Raw genomic sequence first — 15729 nt, forward strand, 5'->3', positions numbered from 1 at the left:
CAATCGATGCACTGGCAGGCGAACGGTCGCCATGACCTTTCCCGCCGGGCACCGCGGCAAGAGGGCGATCCACGCGCTTGCGCCGGCAACACTATCCGTATGTTAAGGAAATCGATAAATGGCAACTGGCACTGTCAAGTGGTTCAACGACACCAAGGGCTACGGCTTCATCTCCCCGGACGACGGTGGCGATGACCTGTTCGCGCACTTCTCCGAGATTCAGGCTGATGGCTTCAAGTCCCTGCAGGATGGCCAGAAGGTTACCTTCGAGGTGACTCAGGGCAAGAAGGGCCTTCAGGCCTCCAATATCCGCGCCGCTGACTAAGCGTCGACTCGACGGAACGGCATCGCCGAACCAACGAGCAAGGCCCACCGTTCGGTGGGCCTTCTTGTTGGTGAACCTGCCCTCTGGGCAGCAGCATGTCGAATGGACCGCCCGCTACTCCTCACGGGCCTCTTCGGCGGGTGCCGACACCTCGCTGCCCTCCGGCTCGCCGTCGAAGCCCTCGAGCTCGGGCACTTCCCGCTCTATCTCCTCGAACTGCTGCTCCAGCTCCCGCTGCGCCTCCTCGAAGCGGCGCTCCTGCTCCTCGATGATCGCATCGATGTCCGACCTGGCGGCTTCCTCGCCGGTCAGCGGGTCCTCACCGAGGGAGGAGTCGATATCGATACCACTCTCGATGTCGCCATCCGCCATGGGCTCGGGTGCCACCCTTTCCTGCTCGGCTTGCTGGAACTGTTCGTCGATGCGCCGCTGGGCCTCCTCAAAGCGCCGCTCGTTCTCCTCGATGATGGCATCGACATCCTCACGCGTCGCCTCTCCGGGCAGGGCGGCATCATCCTCCAGAGGCGTGGCGGGTGACTCGGCGAGGGTCTCGGCATCGGCGGAAACTGCGGCCTCGTCAGGCGCCACCTCGGCTGTGCCCGCCTCCCCCGGCGCTGCCGACTCCTCGCCCGGCTCCTCCACGGCAGCTCCCTCCTCGGTCTCCCGATCAGCGCCTGGCGTCTCCTCCGTCTCTCCCCGGACTTCCATGCCAGCTGGCTCGTCGACGGCCGGGGCCGTTTCGCTCTCGACATCCTGTGCCGGCCGGGACGCATCGACATCGGGCGCCTGCTCATTACCATCACCGCAACCGGCCAGGCCCAGCGCCAGCAGCGTGGCCAGCAGGGTCGATTTCCAGAGTGTGGGGTTCATCCAGCGTCTCCATCACGAAAAGGCCACATTGCAGCAGAGCGCCCCACTCCTCGCAAGGCAACTGCAGCCACAATCGTGGCGAATAACAAATGTCCCGTTGGCTCGAGGTGGCGCCAGGGACGCCAGCACCAGGCAACGGCGACTGTTGCTCTCTTCACCCTTTTACACCCCCCTTTCCTGCCACTCTCTCCTTCCCATCACAGAGGCTCCCCATCACCGAGGCTCCCCAGTGGCAATGGAACCCCAAGCGTCCAGGCCACCGCACGCAGCAGCTCGGCTTCCTCCGGGTCGACCCGACCATCCTGCTCCACGCAGCAGACCATGGCGGCCAGCAGAGGCCCACGCTCCTGGTTGCGCAGTCGCGCCAGGCGGCCCAGCGCCCAGTCCAGCTCCCGGGGATTGGCCGGCTCGGTGACCAGGTCCAACGCCACACCCAGCACCGCAGCGACTCGTTCCAGCGCCGCCCGGGCCGCACCGGGCTCGGGGTGGCCAGACAGGGCCAGCGCCGACAACAGCCGCGACAGCGGTCCGGCCAGGTCGGCAAGGCGTCGATCCCGCAGGGCTCGTCGCTCCCCCTCCAGACCCGCCCTTACCAGCCGGTGCAGTGCCCACTGCAGTGCCCCCGGTGCCTGCTCGGCACTCATCAGACCATCCAGACAGGTACGAAAACGCGCCCCCTGGGCGGGGCTCAAGGCGCGCAGCGCGGGCAACGAAAGCTCGATCAACGGCAGTCGATCGCCGGCCGACAGGCTCGTCAAGGGCTCGGCCAGGGCGTCAAGCTCCGCCAGCACCTCGGGTAGTGCCTGGCGCTGGAGCACCTCACGCTGGGCATCACGACTCTTCGGGTCGACCCCCATCAGGATGGCGTAGACCAGCGCACGAGCCCCGAAGGGCTCATGGGCCGACTTCATCAACCGCTTGTCGATGCCCGCCAGGCGACGGCGAGCCCTGGCCAGTGCCTCGGCGTCGGGACGGCCGACACTGGCCACGGCGGCGGCGGCAACGCCGGTTCCGGTAGTGACCTCCTCATTTACCACCTTGCTCGCCTCCCCGCTCGCCCCTGCGCTCACTGCCTCACTCACGGCGCTTATGGGCGGCGCCGCAGATGGTCTCCGTTGCGGGGCGGACTGCCGTGGGGTCGGCGCGAAGGGTTCGGGCAAGCGACCGTCCCAGCGCGGCAGCACGCGGCGAATGCGCGCCTCAAGCGGCGGGTGAGTCGAGGTCCATCGGCTCAGGCTGCGCACGCCGCTGCCGAAATAGAGATGGCTGAACTCGGCGGCATTGGACGCCAGCAGGCGCGAACCGAGCCGATAGGCGGCCAGGGTCTTGAGCGCACCCCCGATGCCCTGGGGATTGCGGGTGTATTGTACGGCGCTGGCGTCGGCCAGGAACTCGCGCTGGCGACTCACCGCGGCCTTGATCAGATTGCCGCACAGGGTGCCGGCATACCCCACCACCATCAGCGCCACTCCCAAACCCAGTAGCGCCACATGCCCGCCGCCCCGACGCGAGTCGCGCCGCCGTCCCCCGGCCATGCTCCGCAGCAGAAAGTTTCCTGCCAGGCCGATCACCAGGATGCCATGCAGCAGGGTCACCAGGCGCAGGTTGAGCCGCATGTCGCCATGCAGGATATGACTGAACTCGTGGGCGATGACGCCCTGCAGCTGGTCGCGATCGAGATGCTCGATGGCGCCACGCGTGATGCCGATGACGGCATCGTTAGGATCATGACCGGCGGCGAGGGCGTTGATGGCATCGTCATCCAGCAGATAGACCGCTGGCACCGGCAGCCCCGAGGCGATGGCCATCTCCTCCACCACGTGAAGCAGGCGGCGCTCACCCGCATCGCGGGTGTCCAGTGCCAGTGGCCGCCCTCCCAGCGCCTCGGCCACCGCATAGCCGCCCACGCGCAGCTGCAGATGACGCACCAGGCCGCCGAGAATCACCACCGTCATCACCCCACCGGCCACCATGGCGAGAAGGCGCGGTTCGAGCGCCGCCGTCAGCGGGTCGCCGGTGTGCATTCGCGTCGTATCCAGCATGACCACCGCCAGCGACACCAGCATGCAGGTCAGTGCCACCAGCGCCACGACGGCGAGCAGCAGCAGCAGGACAAGTCGTCCGGAGAGGCGCCGGGCGCGATCCTGGGCCGTAAAGAAGTCCATGCGCGCCCCGCTCAGAAGCTGATGCGCGGGGCGATCTGGATCTCGGCGCTGTCCTCGAACTCGAGCAGTGCAGCATCCTGCTTGTGGCCGAAGGAAGCCGCCAGGACCACCGGGGGGAAGCTCTGCTTGTAGGTGTTGTACTGCATGACGGCATCGTTGAAGGCCTGGCGGGCAAAGGCGACACGGTTCTCGGTGCTGGTCAGGGTCTCGGAGAGCTGCTGCATGTTCTCCGAGGCCTTGAGATCGGGATAGGCCTCCATCACCACATTGAGACGGCCAAGAGCGGCTCCCAGCGCTCCCTCGGCTCCGGCCAGCTCGGCCATGGCGGCGGCGTTGCCGGGGGCGGCAGCGGCGTGCTTCAGGCCGGCCTCTGCGGCATTGCGGGCCTCGGTCACCGCAGCCAGCGTCTCGCGCTCGTGGCTCATATAGGCCCGGGCCGTCTCCACCAGGCTGGGGATCAGGTCGTGGCGCCGCTTGAGCTGTACCTCGATCTGGGCGAAGGCATTCTGGAAGCGGTTCTTCAGCGCCACCAGGCGATTGTAGATGCTGACGGCATAGATCAGCAGGGCAGCCAGCAGCACGACAGGCAGGATCATCGAGAGGTCCATGGCATCCTCGAGTGGCGAACAGGAAGTGGGGTAACACCGCTTACCGGCGCCCTGCTGTTACCTTAACCGCTGCCGGGGCCATTGACGATTTCTCTCGCCCTCCCCCTCGACGGCAGACAGGTCGCGTCACTCGACCCCGCCACGAAATCGTGCCATTCCTCGGCCGTCTTCCGTAGACTACCGTCAACGCGTGATTGAACGAACACGGAGCGTGCATGATCGAACCGGCCTTTCTTCTCGCCGCCTTCCTGGGCGGCGTTGCCGCCCTGGCCATTCGGCTGCCACCGCTGGTCGGCTTCCTTGCCGCCGGTTTCGTGCTCAACGCCATAGGCTACGACGAGACTCCCTTGCTCGCGCTGGTCTCCGAGGTTGGCGTCACCCTGCTGCTGTTCACCATCGGCCTGAAGCTCGATGTTCGCACCCTGCTGCGCCGTGAGGTCTGGGGCGGGACCAGCCTGCATATGATCGGCTCGTCGCTGCTGTTCTGCGGGCTGCTGGTCGGGCTCAAGGGGCTCGGCCTGACGCTGCTGGCCGATAGCCAGTGGCAAACGCTGCTGCTGCTGGGCTTTGCCCTCTCCTTCTCGAGTACGGTCTTCGTGATCAAGGTGCTGGAGAAGCGCAGCGAGACCCAGACCGCCTATGGCCGACTGGCCATCGGTGTGCTGATCATGCAGGACATCTTCGCCGTGCTGTTTATCACCGCCTCAACCGGCAAGCTGCCGAGTCCCTGGGCGCTGGGCCTGGTGCTGCTGATACCGCTGGCCCCGTTGCTGCGCCAGTTGCTGGACCGCCTGGGACACGGCGAGATGCAGATCCTGTTCGGCATGCTGCTGGCCCTGGTGCTGGGCTATGCGCTGTTCGAGGCGCTCGGCGTCAAGGGAGATCTCGGCGCGCTGATTATCGGCCTGCTGCTGGCTCCCCACCCCGCCGCCCAGACCCTGTCGCGCTCGATGTTCAATATCAAGGAGCTGCTGCTGGTCGGCTTCTTCCTGAGCATCGGTCTCACCGCGATGCCGAACGCCAGCCACGTCCAGATGGCGCTGCTGCTGGTCGCTCTGCTGCCACTCAAGAGCCTGCTCTATCTGCTGGTGTTCATGCGCTTTCCGATGCGTAACCGCACCGCGGTCCTGGCCACCCTGAGCCTCTCCAACTACTCCGAGTTCGGGTTGATCGTCGGGGCCATTGCCGTCGCCGGAGGCCTGCTCGACGGAAACTGGCTGGTCGTCATCTCGCTGGCGGTCGCCCTGAGCTTTGGCCTCTCCTCGATGCTCAACGCCGTCAGCGAGGGCATCTATCGCTGGTTGGAGCCGCGCCTGCCCGAGCGTGACCCGAGCGAGCTCTCTCCCAGCGACCGGCCCATCGAGGTCGGTGATGCCGAAGCGGTAGTGCTGGGCATGGGCCGCATCGGGCGCAGCGTCTATCGCCGCCTGCAGAAGCAGTACGGGCTGCGTGTACTCGGCATCGACAGCAACCCGGCCAGCGTCAAGATGCTGGCCGAACGTGAGTTCAATATCGTTGAGGGCGATGCCCTGGACTCCGACTTCTGGGACAAGCTGCTGATGTCTCCCGACGTTCGCATGGTGGTGCTGTCGATGCCTCACCATGCCGGTAACCTCTTCGCCCTCAAGCAGCTGCGCTCACGCCAGTTCGATGGCAGGATCACCGCCGTGGTCGAGTTCCCCGAGGAGATCGAACCCATTCGTGAGCTGGGCGCCAGCGCCGTCTTTCATGTTTATGACAAGGCCGGCCGGGCCCTGGCGGACAGCGCCGCGGAAGAGTCGGGGATCGAGCCGATTTCAAGCCAGCTTGGATGAGACGCCATGCATGCCGATGATGACAACCGTCTCCGGCATGCTACCGTTGGCACCTTACCGAACCACGAGGGAACCTGAACATGGAAGAGTTCTTCGCCTGGATCGGTCGCACCCTCGGCGAAGTCATCCGCTTCGTCGTCGACCTGCTGACCGGTTTCTTCGCCAACCTCGGCGCCTCCGCCAAAAGCTTCCTCCAGGAACTGGCCGGCTCGCTGGGGATCTCCACATCGATCGTCAGCCTGCTGATCCTGGTGGTGGGCCTGTGGATGTTGTGGAAGGCCTTCCGTGCCCTGACCCGCCGGGCCATCGTCGCCACCCTGATCTGGCTATTGCTGGGCTTCGCCGTGTTGAGCTGGCTGATCTACTGACTCCCAGCAACGTGAAAGCGCCGCCCCAAGGGGCGGCGCTTTCCGTTAGTGATGCGAATGTTCAGGCCAGTGCCTTCTCCACCACCTCATAGACGTTGGGCGAGAGCTTCTCGGCACGGATGCGCTCGAGTTCCCCCTTCATCAATGCCTGACGCTGCTCGTCGAAGCGCGCCCAGCGTGTCAGCGGAATGATCAGGCGAGCCGCGATCTCCGGGTTCAGGCGATCGAGCTCGATCACGGTGTCGGCCAGCAGGCGATAGCCCTCCCCGTCCAGACGGTGGAAGTTGATGCGATTCTGGCCGACGAAGGTGCCGATCAGGGCACGCACCTTGTTGGGGTTCTTCAGCGAGAAGGCGGGGTGCTCCATCAGGAACCTGACGCGCTCGAGCACGTCGGGCTGCGGACGACCGACCTGGATGGCGAACCACTGATCCATCACCAATGGATCATGGGCCCAGCGCTCACCGAAGGCCTTGAGGGCCGGCTCGCTGAGCTCATCGCGGCTGCTGTGGGTCAGCAGGGTCAGGGCATGACGCACATCGGTCATGTTGTGATCGGCCTCGAACTGCTCACGGGCCAGCACCACGCCCTCCTCGTCCTCGATTGCCATCAGGTAGGCAAGCGCCACGTTCTTCAGGCTGCGCCGGGCGATCTGCTCGGGTGTCGGCGCGTAGGGCTCATCGAGCCGGTTCTCGCGGTAGACGCGCAGGAAGTCGTCGCGCAGGGAAGCCGCCAGCCCCTGGCGCATGAACTCCCGTGCCGCATGGATGGCGTCGACATCCACCAGCGGCTGCTGCTCGGCGATATAGGCCTCGCTGGGCAGGACAAGCATCTCGGCCAGCACCGCACGATCCTCGGGCTCCCCCTCGAGCAGCCCGCGGAAGGCCTCGACGACCCGCGAATCCATCACCTTCTCGACCCCATTGCGGTGGGCGGCGATCAGGTCATCCAGGGCCAGCATGGCCAGGCGCTGACCGGCCTCCCAGCGGTTGAAACCGTCCGAGTCGTTGGCCAGCAGAAAGGCCAGATCCTCGCGCCCATAGGGGAAGCGCAGCTTCACCGGCGCCGAGAAACCGCGCAGCAGCGACGGCACCGGGGCCTCTGAGACATCGGTGAACACGAGCTCCTGCTCCGCCTCGCACAGCTGGATGACGGCGTCACTGCCAAGCGCTTCGCCATCCAGTGTCAGCGGCAGGTCACGGCCGCTCTTGGTACCCACCAGCCCCAGACGGACCGGGATATGCAGCGGCAGCTTGTCGGGCTGGCCGGGGGTGGCTGGCGTGCGCTGCCGCAGGATCAGCCGATACTCGCAATTGGCGTAGTCATACTCGCCGAAGGCGTCGATCTCCGGCGTGCCGGCCTGGGAATACCAGCGCATGAACTGGGAGAGATCCAGGCCCGAGGCTTCGGCCATGCACTCCACGAAGTCCTCGATGGTCACCGCCTGGCCATCGAACCGCTCGAAGTAGCGATCACTGCCCCGGCGGAAGGCCTCCTCGCCCACCAGGTTGGCCAGCATGCGCACCACCTCGGCGCCCTTCTCGTAGATGGTCAGGGTGTAGAAGTTGCCGATCTCGATATAGTGATCGGGGCGCACCGGGTGCGCGGTGGGCCCGGCATCCTCGGCGAACTGGGCGGTGCGGAAGAAGGCAACATCCTCGATGCGCTTGACCGCCGGGGAGTTGGTATCGGCCGAGAAGCACTGGTCGCGGAATACCGTGAAACCCTCCTTGAGGGAGAGCTGGAACCAGTCGCGGCAGGTCACCCGGTTGCCCGACCAGTTATGGAAGTACTCGTGGGCGACGATGCTCTCGACCCGCTGGAAGGCGGTATCGGTGGCGGTCTGGGGATGGGTCAGCACCGCCGCGGAGTTGAAGATATTGAGCCCCTTGTTCTCCATGGCGCCCATATTGAAGTCATTGACCGCCACGATCATGAACAGGTCGAGGTCATACTCGCGACCGTAGGCCCGTTCGTCCCAGCGCATGGCGCGCTTGAGCGAGGCCATGGCATGGTCGGTCTTGTCGAGGTTCTCCTCCTCGACCCAGATCTGCAGGGCCACCTCGCGGCCACTCATGGTGGTGAAGCGATCCTCGACCTTCTTCAGGTCGCCGGCCACCAGGGCGAACAGGTAGCTGGGCTTGGGGTGGGGATCCTGCCAGGTGACGAAATGCCGGCCTCCCGGCAGGCTGCCCCGCTCCACCGCATTGCCGTTGGAGAGCAGTACCGGCTCACGCTCGTCATCACCGATCACGGTGGTGGAGAAGGTCGCCATGACATCCGGGCGATCCGGATAGTAGGTGATGCGCCGGAAGCCTTCGGCCTCGCACTGGGTGCAGTACATGCCATTGGAGAGATAGAGCCCCTCCAGGGCGGTATTGGCCTCGGGGGCGATCTCCACCTCGGTATCCAGGAGAAAGGCCTCGGGCACTCGGTGCACCGTCAGGCTGCTGTCGCCCACCGCATATTCGTCAGCCTCCAGCGGCTCGCCATCGACGGCGATCGCCTTGAGGGCGAGGCCTTCGCCGTCGAGCACCAGCGGCTCACCGGGCTTACGCTCCGAGTGGCGCTCCAGATGCAGTCGCGCCTTGACCCGCGTGGCGCCGGGGTCGAGATCAAAGGTGAGTTCGGCATGGGTGACGCGGTAGGCCGGGGGGCGGTAGTCGCTCAGGTAGGTCGCCTGGGGGTCGGACATGCGTGATGCTCCTGTCGAGAATTGCGACCATTGTACGGCGCCTCGCCCACCGAGCTCAAAGCACCCTCACAGCGCCGGCTCGGGACGTGTGACGATCCAGGCGCCGAGCAGCGTCAGCCCGGCGATCAGGGCAAGCTTTAGCCATAGCAGGCTGACGGTCAGCGCCAGCACCAGCATGGAGAGGACCAGCATGCCGCCGGCCAGCCACTTGGCGTGACGCGGAATGGCCCGCTCGCCCTCCCAGGCCACCACGGCGGGCCCGAGGCGGGGATGCTCACGAATCCAGCCGGCCAGGCGCGGCGAGCTTCTCGATGCCGCCCATACCGCCAGCAGCAGAAAGCAGGTGGTGGGCATCAGCGGGAGGAACATGCCGACAATGCCCAGCACGAGGCTGATGCCGGCGATGGCAATCAAGACGAGGCGCTTCAACTCTGACATCCCGCGCTCCTTTCCCAGTGATACTGGTATTGAAGCGCAGCCTGCCCTGGCACGCCAATCGGAGGTGACTATGGTGCCCTTGGACGAGCAGATGCCGGATGGCGTCAGTCTCGAAAGTTATCGAACTGCAGCGGCAGATCGGGACCCTGCTCACCGCGCAGCAGCGCCATCACCGCCTGAAGATCATCGCGCTTCTTGCCGGTGACACGCACCTTCTCGCCCTGAATCTGGGCCTGCACCTTGAGCTTGGACTCCTTGATGCGCTTGACGATGTCCTTGGCCTCCTTCTGGTCGAGGCCCTGCTTGAGCTGCGCCTCCTGGCGCGCGCGCACGCCGGAGAGCACCGGCTCCTGAGCGTCGAGGCAGCGGGCATCGATCCCGCGGGCGATCAGCTTGTTGCGCAGCACGTCGAGCATCTGCTTGAGCTGGAAGTCGACCTCGGCCTCGATGCTCACGCTGTCACCCTCGAGGCTGAAACTGGCATCGACGCCCTTGAAGTCGAAGCGCGTCTGAATCTCGCGATTGGCCTGGTCGACGGCATTGCTGGCCTCGTGCTTGTCGAACTCGGAGACGATATCGAAGGAGGGCATGGCGGCTCCTGGCAAGGGGGATGGAAGCAGGGATTCTACCAGCCCTCTTCTTTCAGCGCCGCCGATTCCCGGCTTTCGTCAGACGAGGAGGCTGACGCCTCGCCATGGCTCGCGTATGCTATGACGCACCTTGACAAGCCTTGTACAGAACTGGAGCCCCGATGAGCGATCGCGATACCCGCCACAAGCAGTCGATGCAGAAACTCAAGAGCCACGTCGACGACAAGGTCGCCGCCGCCACCGAGCAGCGCGGCCTGATGATGGTCTTCACCGGCAACGGCAAGGGCAAGACCACCGCCGCCTGGGGCACCGTCACCCGTGCCCTGGGCTATGGCTACCGGGTCGGCGTGATCCAGTTCATCAAGGGCCAGTGGGAGTGCGGCGAGCGCGAACGGCTGATCGAGGACCCCAACCTCGAGGTCGCCATCATGGGCACCGGCTTCACCTGGGAGACCCAGAACCGCGAGACGGACACCGCCGCCTGCCGTGAGGTATGGGTCGAGGCGGAGCGCATGCTGGCCGACCCCGAGGTCTACCTGGTCGTGCTCGACGAGATCACCTACATGCTCAAGTTCGGCTACCTGGACATCGAGACCGTCAGGCGTGCCATCGAGAACCGCCCCGCCGAGCAGAGCGTGATCATCACCGGTCGCAATGCCCACCGCGACCTGCTGGCCATGGCCGATACCGTCACCGAGATGCAGGAGGTGCGCCACGCCTTCAACTCTGGGGTACAGGCGCGCCGCGGCATCGACTATTGAGGGAAGCAGAAGGCCCCGCTTGTGCGGGGCCTTCCTTATATCGCCATACCGCTTCGGCGAGTCGGTCAGTCGTCGAACGGGTTACGCAGCACGATGGTCTCGTTGCGGTCGGGGCCGGTGGAGATGATATCGATGCTGACGCCGGTCTTCTCCTCGAGGTAGCTGATATAGGCACGCGCGTTGGCCGGCAGGTCCTCCACGCGCTTGGCGCCCAGGGTCGACTCGCTCCAGCCCGGCAGGTCCTCGTAGATGGGCTCCACGGCCTCGTAGCCCTCGGAGTCCACCGGGTTGTCCAAAAGCTCACCATCCTTGCTGCGGTAGCCGACACAGACGCGGATGTTTTCCAGGCCGTCGAGGACGTCGAGCTTGGTCAGGCAGATTCCCGAGACGGAGTTGACCTGCACGGCATGGCGCAGGGCCACGGCGTCGAACCAGCCGCAGCGGCGTGCGCGTCCAGTCGTGGCGCCGAACTCGTGGCCCTTCTCGGCCAGGTGGCGACCATGGTCGTCGAAGAGCTCGGTGGGGAACGGGCCGGAGCCGACACGGGTGGTATAGGCCTTGGTGATGCCCAGCACGTAGTCCAGGTAGAGCGGACCGACGCCGGAACCGGTAGCGGTTCCCCCTGCGGTGGTGTTGGAGCTGGTCACGTAGGGGTAGGTGCCGTGGTCGATATCGAGCAGCGAGCCCTGAGCCCCCTCGAAGAGGATGTTCTCGCGCTCGCGACGCACGCCATGCACCAGACTGACGGTATCGGTCACCATCGGACGCAGCTCTTCGGCCATCTGCATGGCGCTGTCGAGCACTTCCTGGAAGTCCACCGCCGGCTCGCCGTGATACTGGGTCAGCACGAAGTTATGGTAATCCAGCACCTCGCCGAGCTTGGCGGCAAAGCGCTCGCGGTGGAGCATGTCGCCCAGGCGCAGACCACGACGCGCCACCTTGTCCTCATAGGCCGGTCCGATGCCACGCCCGGTGGTGCCGATCTTGGCGATGCCACGGGCCTTCTCGCGGGCCTGATCGAGGCGCACATGATAGGGCAGGATCAGCGGGCAGGCCGGCGACAGGCGCAGACGATCGCGTACCGGCACGCCCTTCTCTTCCAGCTTGCGGATCTCGGTGATCAGAGCCTCCGGCGACAGTACCACGCCGTTGCCGATGACACACATCTTGCCGGGCCACAGGATGCCGGAAGGGATCAGGTGGAGAACGGTCTTCTCGCCATCGATCACCAGCGTGTGGCCGGCGTTGTGACCGCCCTGGAAACGCACCACGGTGGAAGCGGACTCGGTGAGCAGGTCGACGACCTTGCCCTTGCCCTCATCACCCCACTGGGTGCCCAATACGACTACATTCTTGCCCATTGCTCTCTCGTCTCTCGTTGCCGCGCGGCGGCGGGCCGTCGCGCCAAGGTGGTAACCCAGTCTACAGTGTCACGGCTTGCCAGTGGCCATCATCGAGCACCAGCTGACGATCGCAGCGGTGTTCCGTGGGCCCGGTACGTTGTCCCGGCAGCGCCTGCACCACACGCTCGCCTCGCGCGCGCAGCGCCATCACGGCGTCTACCAGTCCCTCTCCCTCGGCCGGCGCCCAGATGCCATCACGGGGCGGTTCTGCGGGCGACAGCGTGGCCAGCTGCTTGAGGTCCATGGAGAAGCCGGTCGCGGGGCGAGCCCGGCCAAAGGCACGCCCGGTGTCATCATAGCGCCCACCCTTGGCCAGCGGTTGCCCGTAACCGGGCACATAGGCGGCAAACAGCATGCCGGTATGGTAGGCATAGCCGCGCAGCTCCCCCAGGTCGAGGTAGAGCGAAACCCCGGGATGGGCGGCCTGTACACCGCTCAACAGGGCACGCAGCTGCTCCAGGGCGGCAGTGACGGCGGCAGGCGCCTCGGCGAAGGCCTCCTGGGCCTCGTCGAGCACCTCAACGCCACCATGCAGGCGGCCCAGCGCCATGAACATCTCGGCCAGGCCAGGATCGCCGACACTCGCCTCGACCCGGGCGGCCAGCTCACCGGGCGATTTCCGCTCCAGGGCCGCGAACATCGCGCGCTCGGCATCCCCCTCGAGATCGGACGCTTCCACCAGACTACGGTAGATGCCGATGTGGCCCAGCGCCAGGTGAATCTCGCGGGCGCCGGCGGCGCTCAGCGAGGCCAGGGCCAGGTTGAGAATCTCCAGATCGGCCTCGCGACCGGCGTGGCCGAACAGCTCCACCCCGACCTGCACGGGACTGCGACCGCACTGATGCTGGTCGGGCGTGGCGCGCAGCACGTTGGTGCAGTAGCAGAGTCGCACCGGTCCCTGGCGCTTGAGGGAGTGGGCATCCATGCGCGCCACCTGGGGAGTGACGTCGGCGCTGATGCCCATCATGCGGCCGGTGAGCTGGTCGGTCAGCTTGACGGTCTGCAGGGCCAGATCGGAGCCGGTACCGGTGAGCAGGGAGTCGAGAAACTCCGCGGTAGGCGGCATCACCTGGTCGTAGCCCCAGCGGTGATAGAGGTCGAGCAACCCTCGGCGCAGCTCTTCCATGCGGCTTGCCTGGGGCGGCAGCACTTCGTCCATGCCGTCGGGCAGCAGCCAGCGGTCAGCGATGGTCATGTCAATCATCCTGCAAGGCAATGAATGGCCGTGTTGGGGACACTGCCGAGAGCTCGGCGAGCGTCTGACTGATGTCAGGGCTTGCGATAGACGGCCACAAAAAAACCGGGCCACGCCCGGTTACAGGAGTCTATCACGTTTGGGCCCGGGATGAACCCCGACCGGGCCCGCAGCAGAGCTATCTCAGTAGCTTGTCAGCTCGGGGCTGATCTGGCGGCAAGCCTGTGAGGAGGCGCTGTAAACCCCTCCCTGGGCGCTACCGACGCCTTCCCTGGCGTAGGACCTCCTCTGCGGCTTACCCCCAGCGCCCCTAGTGCTGATAACGACGGAGATCCTGGACCCGCTGGCCCGGTCGGTCGTTCTACTCCTCGCCGGAAGGCGTGGGGCTCTTCAGGTACTGGAAGAAGTCGCTGGACGGGTCGAGAACCAGCATATTGCCATCACTGGCGAAGCTGTCGCGATAGGCATTCAGGCTGCGCCAGAAGGTGAAGAACTCCTCATCCTTGCCATAGGCCTCGGCGAAGATGGCTGCCGCCTCGGCATCGCCCTCACCCCTCAGGGTCTCGGAGCGCTCGTTGGCCTGGGCCAGCAGCACCTGACGCCGGCGATCGGCATTGGCACGAATGCGCTCGGCCTCCTCCTGACCCTGGGCACGCCACTCGCGAGCCTCACGTTCACGCTCGGAGCGCATGCGCTCGTAGACCGCCGAGGAGACATCCTCGGGAAGGTCGATGCGCTTGACCCGGATATCCCGGATCGCCACCCCCAGCTCGTCGCGCAGCAGTGCATCGAGCTCCTCGGTCGGCCCCGTCATCAGATCATCGCGACGCTCGGCGATGATCTCCTGCAGGTCGAGACGGCCGAAGGCGTTACGCAGGCTCTCGTCGACCCTCGGCTGGATCAGGCGACTGGCCATCAGCTCGTCGCCGGCCGTGGCTTCGTAGTACTGGGTCGGATTGACCACCTGCCACTTGACGTAGGAGTCGACGATGACCGCCTTCTGCTCCAGGGTCAGGTAACGGCTGGGATCGGTGTCCAGGGTCAGCAGCCGGGTATCGAAGGTACGCACCGTCTGGGTGATCGGCACCTTGAAGTGCAGCCCGGGCTGGATGTCCTCCTCGATGATCTCGCCGAAGCGCAGCTTGACCGCACGCTCGGTCTCGTCGACCACATACAGGCTGTTGCTGGCCAGCCAGGCGATGGCCGCCAGGCCGCCGACAATGAGCAGGGAACGATTATTGATCATTTAGCGGCCCTCCCTGCGGATACCACCGGTATTGCTGCTGTTGCTGGTGTTGCTGGAAGATGACGAGGCGCCCTGCGAGTTCCGCAGGCGCTCCAGCACTCGCGGATCGAGCTCACCCTGTTGGCCCTGCGGCTCTGCGCTGCGGGTGCCGCTCTTGCCCATCTGGTCCAGGGGCAGATACATCAGCGGCGAGTCGTCGGCGACATCGACCATCACCTTCGGCGTGCCGCCGAAGACCTCGCTGATGGCATCCAGGTAGAGGCGCTCACGCATGATCGAGGGCGCTTCCTCATACTGGCCCAGCAGGGCGTTGAAGCGGCTTGCCTGACCCCGCGCCTCGGCGACCACCGACTCGCGATAGCCCTGGCCCTGCTCGACGATACGCTGCGCCTGACCCTGGGCCTCGGGGATGATGGCGTTGGCGTAGGCCATGCCCTGGTTGATGGTGCGCTGACGGTCCTCGCGAGCCCGGATGACATCATCGAAGGCATCGATGACCTGATCGGGTGCCGAGGTGGACTCGATGTTGATGGTCTGCAGGCGGATACCGGTGCCATAGCTGTCCTGGTAGGACTGCAGGCGACTGGCCACCGAGCTGCCGAGGATCTCACGACCGGAGGTCAGGATATCGATCATGTCGGTACCACCGACCACGTGGCGCAGGGCGCTGTCGAGAGCATTCTCGATGGAGAGCTGCGGGTTACGCACGTTGAGCACGAAGTCACGCGGGTCGGCGACCTGGTACTGAGCCGAGATCTCGACCTCGACGATGTTCTCGTCGCGGGTCAGCATCGACTGGGTCTGGGTCAGCGAGCGCACGCGGGTCACATTGACCATGCGCACGTCGTCGATCAGCGGCGGGTTCCACTGCAGGCCAGGCGTGACCACTTCCTGGAACTTGCCGAAGCGCAGCACCACGCCCCGCTCGGACTGGTCGACCAGATAGAAGCCCGACGCCGCCCAGATGGCCAGGGCCACCAGCAGCAGCAGGCCCGGCAGGGTGAAGGCATTGCGCGGCTTGCCACCGCCGCCCTTGCCCCCGGAACCGCCCTTCTTGCCACCGCGGCCACCCAGCATGCCGTTAAGCTTGTCCTGAAACTTCTTCAGGGCCTCATCCAGGTCCGGTGGCTGGTTGCCACCGCCCTTGCCACCGCCGCCGTTTCCACCGCCACGGCGACCGCCCCCACTCCAGGGGTCGTGCTGGTTGCCACCACCAGGCTCATTCCAGGCCATAGGTCTTCTCCACTATGC

Annotated in this window: 14 protein-coding genes; 4 read left to right on the plus strand and 10 right to left on the minus strand. The window is 65.7% G+C overall.

Features of this window, described 5'->3' with window-relative positions; genetic code table 11:
• Positions 1-118 precede the first annotated feature (118 nt).
• Positions 119-325 carry a cold-shock protein gene (locus RM463_RS16740; protein ID WP_195687299.1) on the plus strand — a complete coding sequence of 69 codons (207 nt, stop codon included), beginning with the start codon at positions 119-121 and terminating at the stop codon, positions 323-325.
• Between the two features lie 114 nt (positions 326-439).
• Here RM463_RS16740 and RM463_RS16745 read toward each other — a convergent pair whose 3' ends face one another.
• The 3 genes from RM463_RS16745 to RM463_RS16755 form a co-directional block, all read right to left on the minus strand.
• Positions 440-1195 carry a hypothetical protein gene (locus RM463_RS16745; protein WP_311430691.1) on the minus strand — a complete coding sequence of 252 codons (756 nt, stop codon included), beginning with the start codon at positions 1193-1195 and terminating at the stop codon, positions 440-442.
• Between the two features lie 197 nt (positions 1196-1392).
• Positions 1393-3360 (minus strand): M48 family metallopeptidase, encoded by a 1968-nt coding sequence (locus RM463_RS16750; RefSeq protein ID WP_311430692.1) that lies wholly within the window; start codon positions 3358-3360, stop codon positions 1393-1395.
• Between the two features lie 11 nt (positions 3361-3371).
• Positions 3372-3968, minus strand: coding sequence for a LemA family protein (locus tag RM463_RS16755; RefSeq protein WP_195687302.1), 597 nt, complete (start codon positions 3966-3968; stop codon positions 3372-3374).
• Between the two features lie 215 nt (positions 3969-4183).
• Between RM463_RS16755 and RM463_RS16760 the strand changes: the two genes are divergently transcribed.
• Positions 4184-5782, plus strand: coding sequence for a cation:proton antiporter family protein (locus RM463_RS16760; RefSeq protein ID WP_311430693.1), 1599 nt, complete (start codon positions 4184-4186; stop codon positions 5780-5782).
• Positions 5783-5862: 80 nt separating this feature from the next.
• Positions 5863-6150 (plus strand): hypothetical protein, encoded by a 288-nt coding sequence (locus RM463_RS16765; protein ID WP_195687304.1) that lies wholly within the window; start codon positions 5863-5865, stop codon positions 6148-6150.
• 61 nt (positions 6151-6211) lie between these two features.
• On the opposite strand, the gene pepN is transcribed toward RM463_RS16765, so the two are convergent.
• The 3 genes from pepN to RM463_RS16780 form a co-directional block, all read right to left on the minus strand.
• Positions 6212-8845 (minus strand): aminopeptidase N, encoded by a 2634-nt coding sequence (pepN, locus tag RM463_RS16770; RefSeq protein ID WP_311430694.1) that lies wholly within the window; start codon positions 8843-8845, stop codon positions 6212-6214.
• Between the two features lie 66 nt (positions 8846-8911).
• Positions 8912-9283, minus strand: a complete 372-nt coding sequence (locus tag RM463_RS16775; protein WP_311430695.1) for a YbaN family protein — start codon at positions 9281-9283, stop codon at positions 8912-8914.
• Positions 9284-9387: 104 nt separating this feature from the next.
• Positions 9388-9873 (minus strand): YajQ family cyclic di-GMP-binding protein, encoded by a 486-nt coding sequence (locus tag RM463_RS16780; protein WP_311430696.1) that lies wholly within the window; start codon positions 9871-9873, stop codon positions 9388-9390.
• A 161-nt stretch (positions 9874-10034) separates the two neighbouring features.
• Here RM463_RS16780 and cobO point away from each other — a divergent pair, with 161 nt between their 5' ends.
• Positions 10035-10634: a cob(I)yrinic acid a,c-diamide adenosyltransferase gene (gene cobO / locus RM463_RS16785; RefSeq protein WP_195687308.1), complete on the plus strand. Its 600-nt coding sequence runs from the start codon at positions 10035-10037 to the stop codon at positions 10632-10634.
• Positions 10635-10699: 65 nt separating this feature from the next.
• Here cobO and RM463_RS16790 read toward each other — a convergent pair whose 3' ends face one another.
• From RM463_RS16790 to hflK, 4 genes are all read right to left on the minus strand, one after another.
• On the minus strand, positions 10700-11995 hold the full coding sequence (locus RM463_RS16790) for an adenylosuccinate synthase (protein WP_161423192.1): 1296 nt from the start codon (positions 11993-11995) through the stop codon (positions 10700-10702).
• Between the two features lie 61 nt (positions 11996-12056).
• Positions 12057-13232 (minus strand): ATP phosphoribosyltransferase regulatory subunit, encoded by a 1176-nt coding sequence (locus RM463_RS16795; RefSeq protein WP_195687310.1) that lies wholly within the window; start codon positions 13230-13232, stop codon positions 12057-12059.
• Positions 13233-13593: 361 nt separating this feature from the next.
• Positions 13594-14478, minus strand: a complete 885-nt coding sequence (gene hflC / locus RM463_RS16800) for a protease modulator HflC (protein ID WP_195688355.1) — start codon at positions 14476-14478, stop codon at positions 13594-13596.
• Positions 14479-15711 carry an FtsH protease activity modulator HflK gene (hflK, locus tag RM463_RS16805; protein ID WP_311430697.1) on the minus strand — a complete coding sequence of 411 codons (1233 nt, stop codon included), beginning with the start codon at positions 15709-15711 and terminating at the stop codon, positions 14479-14481.
• Between the last annotated feature and the right edge of the window lie 18 nt (positions 15712-15729).

The organism is Halomonas sp. LES1, from assembly GCF_031846005.1.
Taxonomy (GTDB): Bacteria; Pseudomonadota; Gammaproteobacteria; order Pseudomonadales; family Halomonadaceae; genus Halomonas.

Excerpts from the sequence above, each read along its gene's own strand:
- RM463_RS16780 (WP_311430696.1), bottom strand. The coding sequence starts at position 9,873 with ATGCCCTCCTTCGATATCGTCTCCGAGTTCGACAAGCACGAGGCCAGC.
- hflK (WP_311430697.1), bottom strand. The coding sequence starts at position 15,711 with ATGGCCTGGAATGAGCCTGGTGGTGGCAACCAGCACGACCCCTGGAGT.
- RM463_RS16750 (WP_311430692.1), bottom strand. The coding sequence starts at position 3,360 with ATGGACTTCTTTACGGCCCAGGATCGCGCCCGGCGCCTCTCCGGACGA.
- pepN (WP_311430694.1), bottom strand. The coding sequence starts at position 8,845 with ATGTCCGACCCCCAGGCGACCTACCTGAGCGACTACCGCCCCCCGGCC.
- RM463_RS16790 (WP_161423192.1), bottom strand. The coding sequence starts at position 11,995 with ATGGGCAAGAATGTAGTCGTATTGGGCACCCAGTGGGGTGATGAGGGC.
- RM463_RS16775 (WP_311430695.1), bottom strand. The coding sequence starts at position 9,283 with ATGTCAGAGTTGAAGCGCCTCGTCTTGATTGCCATCGCCGGCATCAGC.
- RM463_RS16795 (WP_195687310.1), bottom strand. The coding sequence starts at position 13,232 with ATGACCATCGCTGACCGCTGGCTGCTGCCCGACGGCATGGACGAAGTG.
- RM463_RS16755 (WP_195687302.1), bottom strand. The coding sequence starts at position 3,968 with ATGGACCTCTCGATGATCCTGCCTGTCGTGCTGCTGGCTGCCCTGCTG.
- RM463_RS16765 (WP_195687304.1), top strand. The coding sequence starts at position 5,863 with ATGGAAGAGTTCTTCGCCTGGATCGGTCGCACCCTCGGCGAAGTCATC.
- hflC (WP_195688355.1), bottom strand. The coding sequence starts at position 14,478 with ATGATCAATAATCGTTCCCTGCTCATTGTCGGCGGCCTGGCGGCCATC.
- RM463_RS16740 (WP_195687299.1), top strand. The coding sequence starts at position 119 with ATGGCAACTGGCACTGTCAAGTGGTTCAACGACACCAAGGGCTACGGC.
- RM463_RS16745 (WP_311430691.1), bottom strand. The coding sequence starts at position 1,195 with ATGAACCCCACACTCTGGAAATCGACCCTGCTGGCCACGCTGCTGGCG.
- RM463_RS16760 (WP_311430693.1), top strand. The coding sequence starts at position 4,184 with ATGATCGAACCGGCCTTTCTTCTCGCCGCCTTCCTGGGCGGCGTTGCC.
- cobO (WP_195687308.1), top strand. The coding sequence starts at position 10,035 with ATGAGCGATCGCGATACCCGCCACAAGCAGTCGATGCAGAAACTCAAG.